The sequence below is a fragment of the Streptomyces agglomeratus genome, assembly GCF_001746415.1.
Classification (GTDB): Bacteria; Actinomycetota; Actinomycetes; order Streptomycetales; family Streptomycetaceae; genus Streptomyces; species Streptomyces agglomeratus.
In genome coordinates this window covers 4546638-4560197 of sequence record NZ_MEHJ01000001.1, presented here as the reverse complement: position 1 = coordinate 4560197, position 13560 = coordinate 4546638, and the positions used below count along the sequence as shown (strand labels likewise).

Here is a 13560-nt window from a genome sequence, read left to right as displayed (position 1 = left end):
GCGGCGGTGGCGGGCGCGTGGCGGACCGCAGCTCCGCCCCCGGCCCACGGCGCGAACGCCGGAGGGGCTGAGGTCGCCCAGGGCGAAGTCCGGCCCGTGCGGCGTTCGCGGCCCACCGCGCGGCAGCCCCTCAGCCCCCCGCGGCCTCGCGGAAGCGGGTCGTCCGGTGGACCGGGTCCGTGTCGATCTTCGGGATGACGTGCTCACCGATCAGCCTGATCGTCGTCTTCGTGTCCTCGGGCGACACTCCGATCGGCAGCCCGAAGGAAAGCTGATCCGCCCCCGCCTGCTCCCACCGCTTGCACTGCCGGAACACCTCGTCCGGGTCCCCGCAGATCATCAGCTCCTCCGCGATGAGCAGCTCGATGATCTCCGCCGTGTACTCCGGCAGCAGCTCGGGCCACTCCGGAATCCCCTCCGGCCGGGGAAACGTGTCGTGGTAGCGGAAGAGCAGTGACTGGAGGTAGTTGAGGCCCCCGCTCACCGCGATCTCGACCGCCTTCTCGTGCGTCTCGGCGCATATCGCCGTGGACGTCACCATCACGTTGTCGTTGACGAAGCCCCCGATCGGCTCCGCCTCCTTCACCGCGTTCTTGTACGACTCGACGACCCACTCCATGTCGGAGACCTTCTGGACGCTGAAGCCCAGCACCCCGAGGCCCTTCTTCCCCGCCATGGCGTACGAAGAGGGCGACCCGGCGGCGTACCACATGGCCGGGTGGGCCTTCCCGTACGGCTTGGGGAGGATCTTGCGCGGGGGCAGCGACCAGTGCTTGCCCTGGAAGCCCACGTACTCGTCCTGGAGCCACATCTTGGGGAACTCGGAGATCGTTTCCTCCCAGATCTCCTTGGTGTGGTTCATGTCCGTGATGCCCGGCATGAAGCCCAGGATCTCGTGGCTGCCGGCCCCGCGCCCCGAGCCGAACTCGAAGCGTCCCTCCGAGAGGTGGTCCAGCATCGCTACCTTCTCCGCGACCTTGACCGGGTGGTTCACCGGCGCCAGCGGGTTGAAGATGCCCGAGCCCAGGTGGATCCGGTCGGTGGCGTGTGCGAGGTACCCGAGGAAGACGTCGTTCGCCGAGAGGTGCGAGTACTCCTCCAGGAAGTGGTGCTCGGAGGCCCAGGCGTACTTGAAGCCGGACTTGTCCGCCTGGATGACGTACTCGGTCTCCTCCATCAGCGCCTTGTGCTCCGCCTCGGGGTCGGCCTTGGCACGCGCGGCCGGCACGTACCCCTGTACAAAGAGCCCGAATTCCAAGGTACTTCTCCTTCGGAGAAACTGACACACCGTCAGTTACGGATGTCCACGACTGTTCCACTGCCCCTGCGGACCGTCAATACCTGATACACCGTCAGAAAAGGCTGACGCCCGCCAGCCATCCGCCGTCGATGACGAACGGCTGCCCCGTGATGTACGACGAGTCGTCGCCCGTCAGGAAGAGCGCCAGCGCCGCCACCTCCTGCGGCTGCCCGATCCGCCCCATCGGCACGAGCTTCTTGTACAGCTCCTCCACCGCCGCCGCGGCCTCCACGGGGTCGGCCGCCGGGTCCAGCGCCGCCGGGTTCGTCATGGGGGTGTCCACGGCACCCGGGCACACGGCGTTCACCCGGATCCTCTTCGCCGCCAGCTCCACGGCCGCGACCCGGGTCAGGCCCAGAATGGCGTGCTTGGTGGCGGCGTACGCGCCCACGAAGGCCATGCCCGTCAGAGCCGTGTACGACGCCGTGTTCACGATCGTCCCGCCGCCCGCCGCCTCGATCTCCGGCGCCACGGTCTTGATGCCGAGGAAGGCGCCGGTCTGGTTGACCTGCACCACCTGCTGGAACTCCTCCAGCGGCGTGTTCACGAGCTCGTTGAACCGCAGGATTCCCGCGTTGTTGACCAGACCGTCGATCTTGCCGAAGGCCCTCTTCGCGGCGGCCACGGCAGCGGCCCAGTCGTCCTCCCGGCTCACATCGAGACGGACGTACGCCGCCACGCCCTCCCCCAGCTCCTTCGCGAGCGCCTCGCCCTGGTCGTCCAGTACGTCGGTGAGGACCACCTTCGCGCCCTCCGCGACGAAGAGCCGCGCCTCCTGCTCGCCCTGCCCGCGCGCCGCGCCGGTGATGAGAACGACGCGCCCGTCCAGCTTCCCCATGGGGTCCCCACTCCTTCAGTCGTTGAGGTGCGGGGCGACCTCGCCGCCGAAGGCCGCCATCTGATCGGTCAGTTCGCCCAGGCTCCTGCTGCGGAAGCGCACCTGGATCTGGTCGACGCCCATCGCCCGGTAGGCGCGCAGCGACTCGGCGAGGCGGTCGGGTTTCCCGGCCAGCGTGCGCCGCCCGACGTCCCAGGACGGCTCGCCGACGTACAGCGGCTCGGTGATCGCGCCGATCTCGATCGGCGCGGTGATCCCCGCCTCCGCCCGTGTTCGCCGCAGCTTCGCGATCTGCTCCGGCAGGCGGTCGCGCGGGTCGCCCTGCGGCAGCCACCCGTCGCCCCGCACCGCCGCCCGGCGCACGGCCGCCGGCGACGAGCCGCCGACCCACACCGGCACCTGGCGCTGCGCGGGCCGGGGCCGCTGCCCGAGCCCGCTGAACGAGAACCGCTCGCCGGCGAACTCGGGGTACTCCTCCTCCCCCAGCGCCGCCCGCAGCGCGTCGATCGTCTCGTCCAGTACGCCGCCCCGCCCGGCGAAGTCCGCCCCGACCGCGTCGAACTCCTCCCGCACGTGCCCGGCGCCCACCCCGAGGACCAGCCGGCCGCCGCTCAGGTGGTCGAGCGTCGCGTACTGCTTGGCCGTGACCAGCGGGTGCCGCAGCCCGACGACGGCCACGTGGCTCAGCAGCCGTACGCGCTCGGTGACGGCGGCGAGGAACGCAAGCGTGGCGACCGGGTCGTACCAGACGGTGCTCATGGCCCCCGCCAGCCGCTGCGGGATCGCCACGTGGTCGCAGCTCGCGATGTAGGCGAAACCCGTGCGGTCCGCGACCCGGGCCACCTCGGCGAGTTCCCGGGGCCCGGCCTCCGACTCCCACGTCTCCGCGTAGATGGTGCTCTGCGACTGGACCGGGAGCTGCATCCCGTACGACAGCCGCCCTGCGGGCAGAACCCGTGCCATGAGAACCCCTCCGGAGCTGACGGTCCGTCACGGTTGGACGGCAAGGCCATCGTCATACCTGACGGTCCATCAGACAAGAGGCCGGAACGCGCCCGGGGTCAGGAGGTCACCGGGTCACCCCAGCAGTGCGTAGACCGCCGAGGCGCGGGCGGCGGGGTCCTCGGACCCGGCGGCGGTCATGGTGATGTCGGCGAACGCCATGCGCTTTCCCAGCTTGGTGACGCGCGCGTCGAGCAGCACGTCCGCGCCGACGACCGCGCGCTGGAAGGACGTCGACTGCTGGACGGTGGTCATGGGAACGAACGCGCCCCGGGCCGCGGCCACGGCGATGACGGTCGCGGTGTCGGCGGCGGCCATCAGCGCCTGTCCGGACAGCCCGCCGCCCTCCCGCGCCAGCCTGTCCGACCAGGGCAGCCGCAGTACGGCGTGGCGCTCACCCGTCTCGACGACGGCGAGCCCCAGGTCGAGCACCCAGGGGGCGAAGTTGTCGGCGAGGATCTTCTCGGCTTCGGTGAGCGTCAGCGTCAGCGTCATGCGTGAGATGATCCCGCGCGGCCGCGCCCGCCACCAGAGGCCGGCCGGAGGGCGGCGGACGGCCCGCCGCTACCGGATCACGCCCCCGCCCACAGCCCCTCGTCGGTGAGGCCGAGCAGTTCGATCGCGTTGCGCCGTACGATCCGGTCCACCACGTCCGGGTCCAGGTGGCCCATCTGCTCCTCGCCGACCTCGCGGGACCGGGGCCAGGTGGAGTCGGAGTGCGGGTAGTCGGTTTCGTACAGGACGTTGCCCACCCCGATCGCGTCGAGGTTGCGCAGGCCGAACGCGTCGTCGAAGAAGCAGCCGTAGACGTGCTCGGCGAAGAGCTCGGACGGCGGGCGCAGCACCTTCTCGGCGACGCCGCCCCAGCCCCGGTTCTCCTCCCACACGACGTCGGCGCGCTCCAGGATGTACGGGATCCAGCCGATCTGCCCCTCGGCGTACATGACCTTGAGGTTCGGGAAGCGTTCGAACTTGCCGCTCATCAGCCAGTCGACCATCGAGAAGCAGCAGTTGGCGAAGGTGATCGTCGAGCCGACGGCCGGCGGGGCGTCGGCGGAGGTCGACGGCATCCGGCTGGAGGACCCGATGTGCATCGCGACGACCGTGCCCGTCTCGTCGCACGCGCGCAGGAAGGGGTCCCAGGCGTCGGTGTGGACGGACGGCAGGCCCAGGTGCGGGGGTATCTCGGAGAACGCGACCGCGCGGACGCCGCGCGCCGCGTTCCTGCGGACTTCGGCGGCGGCGAGTTCAGCGTCCCAGAGCGGGATGAGGGTGAGGGGTATGAGGCGGCCGCCGGCGTCCGGGCCGCACCACTCCTCCACCATCCAGTCGTTGTACGCCCGGACGCCGAGCAGCCCCAGCTCGCGGTCCTTGGCCTCGGTGAACGTCTGGCCGCAGAAGCGCGGGAAGGTGGGGAAGCAGAGGGCCGACTGGACGTGGTTGACGTCCATGTCGGCGAGGCGGTCGGGCACGGAGAAGGACCCGGGCCGCATCTGCTCGTAGGTGATGACTTCCAGCCTGATCTCGTCCCTGTCGTAGCCGACGGCGGTGTCGAGCCTGGTCAGGGGGCGGTGCAGGTCCTCGTACACCCACCAGTCGCCGACCGGGCCGTCGTCGCCCTTCGCGCCCATGACGGGGGCGAACTTGCCGCCCAGGAAGGTCATTTCCTTCAGCGGGGCGCGGACGATGCGGGGGCCGGAGTCCCGGTACTTGGACGGGAGCCGGTCCCGCCAGACGTGAGGGGGCTCCACCGTGTGGTCGTCCACCGAGATGATCTTCGGGAAGGTCTCCATACGATCCAAGGTAGCGTTCATCTGACGATCCGTCAGCTAGTGCGCGGTGGGTAGGTAATGGGGAGGCCCCTTCCGGTGCTGACGCATACGGCAGGGACAAGGCAAACTGACTGTTGCGACTGGGCGGTAGGGCAGACCGCAGGCGGCAGCCGAGCAGTAGGGGGAGTGCGATGGACGGCGTACCTCGGGTACCGGAGCAGCGGACTCCGGCTTCCGGTCCGGGTCCGCGGCCCGCCGGGGACACCCGGCGCGAGGACCAGCGGCAACAGCGGCAACAGCCCGAGGCGGTGCGCTTCAGCGTGCTGGGACCCGTCCGTGCCTGGCGGGGCGGCGAGTCGCTCAACACGGGCTCTCCGCAGCAACGCGCCCTGCTGGCCGCCCTCCTGCTCCGCGACGGCCGCACCGCGACCGCCTCCGAGCTGATCGACGCCATCTGGGGCGAGGACCCGCCGTCCCAGGCGCTGGCGGCGGTACGGACGTACGCCTCCCGGCTGCGCAAGGCGCTGGACCCGGGGGTGCTGGTCAGCGAGTCGGGCGGGTACGCGATCCGGGCCGGCGCCGACACCCTCGACCTGGCCGTCGCGCAGGAACTGGCCGCCGGCGCGGAGAAGTCCCGGGCGTCCGGCGACCGCTGCCAGGCCCGGACGCTGATCAACAAGGCGCTGGGCCTGTGGGAGGGCGAACCGCTGGCGTCGGTTCCCGGACCGTACGCCGAGAACCAGCGGGCGCGGCTGGAGGAGTGGCGCCTCCAGCTCACCGAGACCCGCCTCGACCTGGACCTGGAGGTCGGCTGCCACGCGGAGGCGATCTCCGAGCTGACCGCCCTGACGGCGGAGCACCCGCTGCGCGAGCGCCTGCGCGAGCTGCTGATGCTCGCCCTCTACCGCAGCGGCCGCCAGGCCGAGGCCCTCGCGGTGTACGCCGACACGCGCCGCCTGCTCGCCGACGAGCTGGGCGTGGACCCGCGCCCGGAGCTCACCCACCTCCAGCAGCGCATTCTGGAGGCCGACGCGGACCTGGCACGGCCGGTGGAACCGGCGCCGTCGGGGGCCCCCGCCGTCGTACGCCCCGCCCAGCTGCCCGCCACCGTGCCGGACTTCACGGGCCGCGCGGCGTTCGTACGCGAGCTGGGTGACCGCCTGGCCACGGCCGGGACGAGCGTCATGGCGGTGTCGGCGCTGGCCGGCATCGGCGGCGTGGGCAAGACGACGCTGGCGGTGCACGTGGCCCACACGGCCCGCTCGCACTTCCCCGACGGCCAGCTGTACGTGGACCTCCAGGGCGCGGGCTCGCGCGCGGCGGAGCCGGAAACGGTCCTGGGCGCCTTCCTGCGCGCCCTGGGCACCCCGGACACCGCCATCCCCGACACCCTGGACGAACGCGCGGCCCTCTACCGCTCGACGCTCGCCGGCCGCCGCATCCTGGTCCTGCTGGACAACGCCCGCGACGCCTCGCAGATACGCCCCCTGCTCCCCGGCACGACGGGCAGCGCGGCGCTGGTGACGAGCCGGTCTCGGATGCTGGACCTGGCGGGGGCGCACCTGGTCGACCTGGACGTGATGTCCCCCGAGGAGGCGTTGCAGCTCTTCACGAAGATCGTGGGCGCGGAGCGCGTCGCCTCCGAGCGCGAGGCGGCGCTCGACGTCGTGGGCGCGTGCGGCTTCCTGCCGCTGGCCATCCGTATCGCGGCCTCGCGGCTGGCGGCCCGCCGGACGTGGACCGTATCGGTCCTGGCGGCCAAGCTGGCGGACGAGCGCCGCCGGCTGGACGAGCTCCAGGCCGGCGACCTGGCCGTGAAGGCCACCTTCGAACTCGGCTACGGCCAGCTGGAGCCGCAGCAGGCGCGCGCCTTCCGGCTGCTGGGCCTGGCGGACGGCCCGGACATCTCCCTGGCCGCGGCCGCCGCGGTGCTGGACCAGCCTCTCCGGGCCACCGAAGACCTCCTGGAATCCCTGGTGGACACGTCCCTGCTGGAGTCGGCGGCCCCCGGCCGCTACCGGTACCACGATCTGGTCCGCCTGTACGCGCGGGCCTGCGCGGAACGCGACGAACAGCCGCCGGTGGAACGCGAGCTGGCCCTGTCGCGGCTGCTGGACTTCTACCTGGCCACGGCCGCGGCGGTGTACGCGCTGGAGCGGCCGGGCGACCGGCTGGCCGACCACCTGGAACCGACCGAGTTTCCGGGCCTCACGTTCGCGGACCGGCACGCCGCGCAGGACTGGCTCTACTCCGAGGCCAACAGCCTGCTCGCGTGCGTACGGCAGTCCTCCGAGCCGGCCATGCTCCGCCGGGCCGTGGACCTGCTGTGGGCGGCGAAGGACCTGGCCGAGTCCGGCGCCAACGCCAAGCAGTACGAGGCGGTGGCCACGGCGGTGCGCCAGCGAGCCCGGACGTGCGGCGACGCGCGCGCCGAGGGCCGCGCGCTCACCACGCTGACCAACGTCCACCTCGTCGCCGGCCGCTTCGACCAGGCCGATCAGGACGCTCGGCGCGCGATGCTGCTCGCCGAGGACGCCGGAGACCCACTTCCGAGCTGCTGGGCGCCCAACGACCGGGGCATCATCGCGATCTACCAGAACCGGCACGCCGACGGCGAGGGGTTCCTGAACCAGGCGATCACCAACTTCCGCCTGGGCAAGAACCGCGCCGGTGAGGCGAGCGCGCTGTGCAACCTGTCCCGCATCCGGCTCGCGATGGGACAGACGGACAGCGCCGTCGAGCTCGCGCAACAGGGCATCGACATCTACGACTCACTGGGGCACTCCCTCCGGGGTGCGAACGGCCGGTACGCCCTCGGGCTGGCCCTCACCCGGTCCGGGCAGTTCTCCGATGCCACGGACAGGCTCCTGGAGGCCCTGGACGTGTTCCGCGACAGCCGTCAGCGCCTGTGGGAGGGCATGACCCTGTTCCGCATCGCCGAGGTCGATCTGGCGGCGCGGCGACCGGCGGCGGCCGCCGCCCGGGCGGAGCAGGCACTCGCCATACTCCGGGGCATCGGCGGGGAGTGGCGCCGCGGCAACGTACTGACCGTCCTCGGCCGCGCCCTGCACGGGATCGGCCAGATCGGCCGGGCCCAGGTCTGCTGGCGCGAAGCCATGGCCATCTACGAGGAACTGGGGTCGCCGGAAGCGGCCGAGGTCCGGTCGCTGCTGGCGCCGGTAGCGGCCGCGTAACGCCCCGTACAGGGCGTTCATTGAACGTTTATCGCCGCACGGCATGCTCATGTCTGTCGATCCGCCGCGTCGGGGGGCAGACGGATCAACGGGGGAGGCCGCGCACTATGGTGAACGGCCCTGACGTGCCCGCCCGGCAGTCCACGGGGGAACAGCCGGGCGGGCATCGCCGAACGATCGAGCAGAGCCAGCCTCACAGGGGAGCAGACACATGAGCGAGACGAAGAAGACGCAGCCCGTCCTCAAGCCGCAGGACAACCACGCCACCGGCACGGGCGACGACGCCGTCACCACCTTGGACAACCACGCCACGGGCTCGGGTGACGTCGTCGCCACGCCCCAGGACAACCACGCCACGAGCGAGCCGGCGTAACACGGACCTTCCTGACGGGGAACGGCCGCGGTGGCGCGGAGGGGGAGCCACCGCGGCCGCCGCATGTCCGGGGGCGGGGCGGAGCGGTCGGGGGGGCGCGCCGGGGAGCCTGTCCGCACGGCTGCAACGGGCCCTCACCGCGTGCGCCTCTGTCAGGACGGCTCCACGCCACTTCAGCGGCGGACCCTGGCCCGCAGCTCCGTCTTCAGGACCTTGCCGCTCGCGTTGCGCGGGAGTTCCGTGACGAACTCGACCTCTCTGGGCACCTTGTAGTTCGCCATCTCCCGGCGGGACCAGGCGATCAGGTCGTCGGACGTGAGCGTGGAGCCCCGGCGGCGGACCGCGTACGCCTTGCCCACCTCACCCAGCCGCGCGTCCGGTACGCCGATCACCGCGACGTCCGCTATGTCCGGGTGCAGGCCCAGCAGTTGCTCGATCTCCGCCGGGTAGGCGTTGAAGCCGCCGACGATGAACATGTCCTTGATCCGGTCGGTGATCCGCAGGTTGCCGGCCTCGTCCAGTACGCCCACATCGCCCGTACGCAGCCAGCCGTCCGGCGTGACGGCGGCAGCCGTCCCGGCCGGGTCCTCGAAGTACTCGCGCATGACGTTGAAGCCCCGGACCAGGACCTCCCCGGGCGTGCCCGGCTCCGCCAGGACGCGGACCTCCGTGCCCGGGATCGCGCGGCCCGACGTCGACGCGATCGTCTCCGGCGGGTCGCCCCGGCGGCACATCGTCACGATGCCGGACGCCTCCGACAGTCCGTACGCCGTGAGGACCGTCGCGATGTGGAGCTCCGAGCGCAGCCGCTCCACCAGCCGGAGCGGGACCACCGCCGCGCCCGTCACCACCAGGCGCAGCGCGGACAGGTCGTGGGAGTCGCGGGACGGGTGGTCGAGGATCGACTGGTGGAGCGTGGGCGGGCCGGGGAGGACCGAGATGCGTTCGGCGGCGACGTTCGCCAGGACCGTGCCCACATTGAAGACCGGCTGGGGGACCATCGTCGCGCCCCGCATCAAGCAGGCGATGACGCCCGCCTTGTAGCCGAACGTGTGGAAGAAGGGGTTCACGATCAGGTAGCGGTCCCCCTCGCGCAGGCCGGCCAGGTCGCACCAGATGGCGTAGCAGCGCAGCGTCTGCGCGTGCGTGATGACCGCGCCCTTCGGGCGGCCCGTCGTGCCCGACGTGTAGATGATGTCGGCGGGGTCGGAGGGGGCGATCGCCGCCGCCCGCGCGCGGACCTCCGCCGACGACACCGCCTCGCCCTGCGCGAGGAAGTCCTTCCAGGTGCTGAAGTCCTCCGGCGCGTCGTCCGCCAGCACGACCACTTCCTCCAGGTGCGGGAGGGAGGCGAGCGGGCCGCCCCCAGGGCCCTCGGCCGTCGCGCGGCGCAGGGAGGCGACGTACGACGTACCGAGGAACGTTCCCGTGACGAAGAGGAGTCTGGCCCGGCTGCGGTGCAGGATGTACGCCGCCTCCTGGCCCTTGAAGCGGGTGTTCAGCGGGACGAGGACCGCGCCCGCCGTCACCGCGCCGAGCGCGGACACGATCCAGTCCAGGGTGTTGGGCGCCCAGACGGCGACCCGGTCGCCCGGCTCCACGCCCCGCGCCATGCACGCGGCCGCCGCACGCTCGACGCGCTCGCCCAGATCGGCGTACGAGATCCGGGTACGGCCCTCGACCACGGCCTCCCGCTCGCCGTACCGTTCGGCCGCACTCCGTACCAGCTCCGGGATGCTGCCCCATCCGGCGTCTCCGCCGTCCGCTGCGCTCATCGCAAGCCCTCCCACACCGCACGCCGACGCACTAGCTGACTATCCGTCAGATTAGCTGTAGCCTGACGCGCTGTCAGCAGTCATGACCCCCGCGGAGGTGCCCCGGCGTGGCGACACTCAAGGACGCGACAGCGATAGTCGGTACGGGGCAGACCCGCTTTGCCAGGCAACTCCCCGAGTCCGAGAAGACCTTGGCCTGCCGCGCCGTGCTCGCCGCCCTCGACGACGCCGGCATCGCCCCGTCCGAGGTCGACGGCCTCGCCTCCTACACCATGGAGGAGACCGACGAGGTCGAGTTGGCGAAGTCCATCGGCGCCGGCGACCTCACCTTCTTCTCCAAGGCCGGCTTCGGGGGCGGCGGTTCCTGCGCGACCGTCGCCCACCTCGCCGCCGCCATAGCCACCGGTCAGGCGAGCGTCGGCGTCGCGTGGCGCTCGCGCAAGCGCGGCTCGGGGCCCCGGCCCTGGAAGAACACCACCGCACAGCTCCCCACCCCCGCCCAGTGGACCCGCCCCTTCGGCCTGCTGCGCCCCGCCGACGAGATCGGCATGCTGGCCCGGAGGTACATGCACGAGTACGGCGCCACCCGCGACCACCTGTTCAACGTCGCCCTCGCCTGCCGCAACCGGGCCAACCAGAACCCGGCCGCGATGATGTACGACCGGCCCCTGACCCGCGACATGTACATGAACGCGCGCTGGATCAGCGATCCCCTGTGTCTGTTCGACAACTGCCTGGAGACGGACGGCGCCCTGGCGTGCGTCATCGTCTCGGCGGAGCGCGCCCTCGACTGCCGGCAAAAGCCCGTGTACGTCCACTCCGTCGCCCAGGGACTGCCCGCCCAGCACCACGGGATGGTCAACTACTGGAACGACGACCCGCTCACCGGCCCCGCCTGGACCGCCGCCCGCCAGCTCTGGAAGCAGGCCGACTTCGGCCCCGACGACGTCGACGTGGCCCAGATCTACGACGCGTTCACCCCGCTCATCCCGCTGTCGCTGGAGGGCTACGGCTTCTGCGGAAGAGGAGAGGGGGCGGCCTTCACCGAGGGCGGCGCCCTGGAGAGCGGCGGGCGGCTGCCGATCAATACCGGGGGCGGCGGGCTCAGCGAGGCGTACGTCCACGGCTTCAACCTGATCACCGAGGGCGTGAAGCAACTGCGCGGCACCAGCACCGCCCAAGTACCCGGAGCCGCCACCTGCCTGGTGACGGCGGGCGAGGGCGTACCGACGTCGGCCCTGCTGCTGAGGAGCTGAAGGATGAGCGAGAACACGAGCGGCGGCCTGCTCGTTCCCGTCGTCGACGACGACGGCGCGCCCTTCTGGACGTACGCCGCCCAGGGCGAGCTGCGCGTCCAGGCATGCGCCGCCCCCGACTGCGGGGAGCTGCGGTTTCCGCCCCGGCCGTGCTGCCCGCACTGCCACTCCTTCGACAGCGAGTGGCGGCGGATGAGTGGCAAGGGGCGGATCTGGTCGTACGTCCTGCCCCACCCACCGCTCCTGCCCGCCTACGCCGCCCAAGCCCCGTACAACGCGGTCGTCGTCGAGCTGTCCGACGCCCCGCGCATCCGGCTCGTGGGGAACGTGGTCGCCGCGCCCGGGGCCGCCCTCGACTCCGTCGATCCCGCGCGACTGCGCGTGGGTGCGAAGGTGCAGGTCGCGTTCGCCGAGGGCGCGGACGGGCTGACCGTGCCGCAGTGGCTGCTGGAGCGGTCGTGAGCGCCGGTGGCGGAGACGGCGCCGACGGCGTTCGCGTCGAAGGCGTTCGCGTCGAACGGGACAAGGAGACCGGCGTCGCGGTGGTCACGCTCGACCGCCCGGAGCGGCTTAACGCCATCGACCTGGGCACGGCGGCCCGGCTGGCCGCCGTATGGCGCGCGTTGCGGTTCGACGAGAGCGTACGGGCCGTCGTGCTCACCGGCGCCGGGGACCGGGCCTTCTGCACCGGCATCGACCGGGGGGCCGAAGTGCCGCAGCCCCCCTCGCCGTACTCCGTCGACGATCCCCTCCTGTCCATCGGCCCGAAGGCGAATGACCTGTGGAAACCGGTGATCACGGCGGTACGGGGAATGGCGTGCGGCGGGGCGTTCTACCTGCTGGGGGAGGCCGAGTTCGTCGTCGCCGCCGAGGATGCGACGTTCTTCGATCCGCATACGACGTACGGGATGGTCAGCGCGTACGAGACGGTCTTCATGGCGCAGCGGATGCCGTGCGGTGAGGTCGCCCGGATGGCGCTCATGGGGACGGCGGAACGGCTGTCGGCGCGGCGCGCGTACGAGACGGGCCTGGTGTCGGAGGTCGTGCCGAGCGGCGAGGAGGTCGCGGCGGCCGTGCGGGCGGCCGAAGTGATCGCCTCGCATCCGACGGCGGCCGTGCAGGGCACCGTGCGGGCGGTGTGGGCGGCCACGGAGGGGGCGCGCGGCCGGGCGCTGGCGCAGGCGCCGCAACTGGTGGCACTCGGCAATCTGCCACCGGACCGGCAGGCGGAGCTGTTCGCCGCCCGCCGGCCCGGATTCCGTACCCGCTAGGCGTCCGGCGCGGCGTCAGCCGGCCATGCGCCGCACGTTGCTGAGGGTGCACTTGCCGCCGGAGGTCGCACCCGACTGGGCGACGTAGGGGGTGGCGACGTCGAGCTTCTCGGTCCTGCCCGCGAGCACCATGTAGAAGCTGGGGTGGCGCGTTCCGACGGTCGTACCGCTCGGGTCGGTGAACGTCACCGTGAAGGTGTAGGTGTAGTTCTCCGACGAGCTGCTGTTGGTGGCGCTCACAGCCGCGACGATGCCGCGGGACGGGTCGTACTCGCAGCGGTCGATCCGCACGTCCGTGATGTTCGCGTCGCCTCGGCTGCCGGAGGTGTAGCCACTGGTCGAGCTGCCGCTGGTGCTCGTGCTGGTGCTGGTGCTGGTGCTGCTGGTGTCGCCGGTGGTGTAGCCGCCGGTGGTGCTGCCACTCGTCGTGCTGCTGCCGGTCGTGGTGTCGCCGCTGGTGTAGCCGCCCGACGTGGAGCTGTCGTAGCTCGAACCCCCGCTGGTGCTGCTACTGCTGCTCGAACCGCCGAAGCTGCTGCCACCACTGCTGCCGCTGCTGTCGTCGCAGCTGCCACCGCGGCCACGGGCACCGGTGAGCGCGAGGACGGCGATACTGAACACGGCAATAGCGCGGACATGGCGAAGCTTCACGCTTCAACCCCCGTTGAAATCGTAGATTTGTGGCGCCCGATTGACGAGCGCACGTCACCCTAGTGGGGCGCCGAACGCGGCCGCAAACGCCCGTTCGAGGCGCCCGCGCCGCCGCTGCCGCCCCCTCC

12 protein-coding genes are annotated in these 13560 nt (G+C 71.8%); 5 read left to right on the top strand and 7 right to left on the bottom strand.

What is annotated here, in order from left to right; genetic code table 11:
- Nucleotides 1-130: 130 nt before the first annotated feature.
- The 5 genes from AS594_RS19900 to AS594_RS19880 form a co-directional block, all read right to left on the bottom strand.
- On the bottom strand, nt 131-1258 hold the full coding sequence (locus tag AS594_RS19900) for an LLM class flavin-dependent oxidoreductase (RefSeq protein WP_069928317.1): 1128 nt from the start codon (nt 1256-1258) through the stop codon (nt 131-133).
- A 94-nt stretch (nt 1259-1352) separates the two neighbouring features.
- Nucleotides 1353-2138, bottom strand: coding sequence for an SDR family NAD(P)-dependent oxidoreductase (locus tag AS594_RS19895; RefSeq protein WP_069928316.1), 786 nt, complete (start codon nt 2136-2138; stop codon nt 1353-1355).
- 15 nt (nt 2139-2153) lie between these two features.
- Complete coding sequence (locus tag AS594_RS19890) at nt 2154-3101, bottom strand: LLM class F420-dependent oxidoreductase (protein ID WP_069928315.1); 948 nt, start codon at nt 3099-3101, stop codon at nt 2154-2156.
- A gap of 114 nt (nt 3102-3215) precedes the next feature.
- Nucleotides 3216-3629, bottom strand: a complete 414-nt coding sequence (locus AS594_RS19885) for a PaaI family thioesterase (RefSeq protein ID WP_069928314.1) — start codon at nt 3627-3629, stop codon at nt 3216-3218.
- Between the two features lie 83 nt (nt 3630-3712).
- Nucleotides 3713-4933: an amidohydrolase family protein gene (locus tag AS594_RS19880; RefSeq protein ID WP_069928313.1), complete on the bottom strand. Its 1221-nt coding sequence runs from the start codon at nt 4931-4933 to the stop codon at nt 3713-3715.
- 170 nt (nt 4934-5103) lie between these two features.
- On the opposite strand from AS594_RS19880, the gene afsR reads away from it, so the two are divergent.
- Nucleotides 5104-8106 (top strand): SARP-family global regulator AfsR, encoded by a 3003-nt coding sequence (gene afsR, locus AS594_RS19875; protein WP_069932483.1) that lies wholly within the window; start codon nt 5104-5106, stop codon nt 8104-8106.
- A 211-nt stretch (nt 8107-8317) separates the two neighbouring features.
- On the top strand, nt 8318-8479 hold the full coding sequence (locus AS594_RS44735) for a hypothetical protein (RefSeq protein WP_167368034.1): 162 nt from the start codon (nt 8318-8320) through the stop codon (nt 8477-8479).
- A 173-nt stretch (nt 8480-8652) separates the two neighbouring features.
- Here the strand turns inward: AS594_RS44735 and AS594_RS19870 are convergent, their stop codons facing one another.
- Nucleotides 8653-10254, bottom strand: a complete 1602-nt coding sequence (locus AS594_RS19870) for a FadD3 family acyl-CoA ligase (RefSeq protein WP_069928311.1) — start codon at nt 10252-10254, stop codon at nt 8653-8655.
- A gap of 107 nt (nt 10255-10361) precedes the next feature.
- On the opposite strand from AS594_RS19870, the gene AS594_RS19865 reads away from it, so the two are divergent.
- The 3 genes from AS594_RS19865 to AS594_RS19855 are packed head-to-tail and all read left to right on the top strand — an operon-like array spanning nt 10362 to nt 12781.
- Nucleotides 10362-11510, top strand: a complete 1149-nt coding sequence (locus tag AS594_RS19865) for a lipid-transfer protein (protein WP_069932484.1) — start codon at nt 10362-10364, stop codon at nt 11508-11510.
- Nucleotides 11511-11513: 3 nt separating this feature from the next.
- Nucleotides 11514-11972: a Zn-ribbon domain-containing OB-fold protein gene (locus AS594_RS19860; RefSeq protein ID WP_069932485.1), complete on the top strand. Its 459-nt coding sequence runs from the start codon at nt 11514-11516 to the stop codon at nt 11970-11972.
- Nucleotides 11969-12781 (top strand): enoyl-CoA hydratase/isomerase family protein, encoded by an 813-nt coding sequence (locus tag AS594_RS19855; protein ID WP_069928308.1) that lies wholly within the window; start codon nt 11969-11971, stop codon nt 12779-12781. Before AS594_RS19860 ends, AS594_RS19855 begins: the two co-directional genes overlap by 4 nt.
- 15 nt (nt 12782-12796) lie before the next feature.
- Here AS594_RS19855 and AS594_RS44730 read toward each other — a convergent pair whose 3' ends face one another.
- On the bottom strand, nt 12797-13402 hold the full coding sequence (locus AS594_RS44730; RefSeq protein ID WP_107357912.1) for a hypothetical protein: 606 nt from the start codon (nt 13400-13402) through the stop codon (nt 12797-12799).
- Nucleotides 13403-13560 lie beyond the last annotated feature (158 nt).

What these genes read in the sequence shown, in the direction of transcription:
- AS594_RS44735 (WP_167368034.1), top strand. Translation starts at nt 8,318, where the DNA reads ATGAGCGAGACGAAGAAGACGCAGCCCGTCCTCAAGCCGCAGGACAAC.
- AS594_RS19890 (WP_069928315.1), bottom strand. Translation starts at nt 3,101, where the DNA reads ATGGCACGGGTTCTGCCCGCAGGGCGGCTGTCGTACGGGATGCAGCTC.
- AS594_RS19880 (WP_069928313.1), bottom strand. Translation starts at nt 4,933, where the DNA reads ATGGAGACCTTCCCGAAGATCATCTCGGTGGACGACCACACGGTGGAG.
- afsR (WP_069932483.1), top strand. Translation starts at nt 5,104, where the DNA reads ATGGACGGCGTACCTCGGGTACCGGAGCAGCGGACTCCGGCTTCCGGT.
- AS594_RS19860 (WP_069932485.1), top strand. Translation starts at nt 11,514, where the DNA reads ATGAGCGAGAACACGAGCGGCGGCCTGCTCGTTCCCGTCGTCGACGAC.
- AS594_RS19870 (WP_069928311.1), bottom strand. Translation starts at nt 10,254, where the DNA reads ATGAGCGCAGCGGACGGCGGAGACGCCGGATGGGGCAGCATCCCGGAG.
- AS594_RS19895 (WP_069928316.1), bottom strand. Translation starts at nt 2,138, where the DNA reads ATGGGGAAGCTGGACGGGCGCGTCGTTCTCATCACCGGCGCGGCGCGC.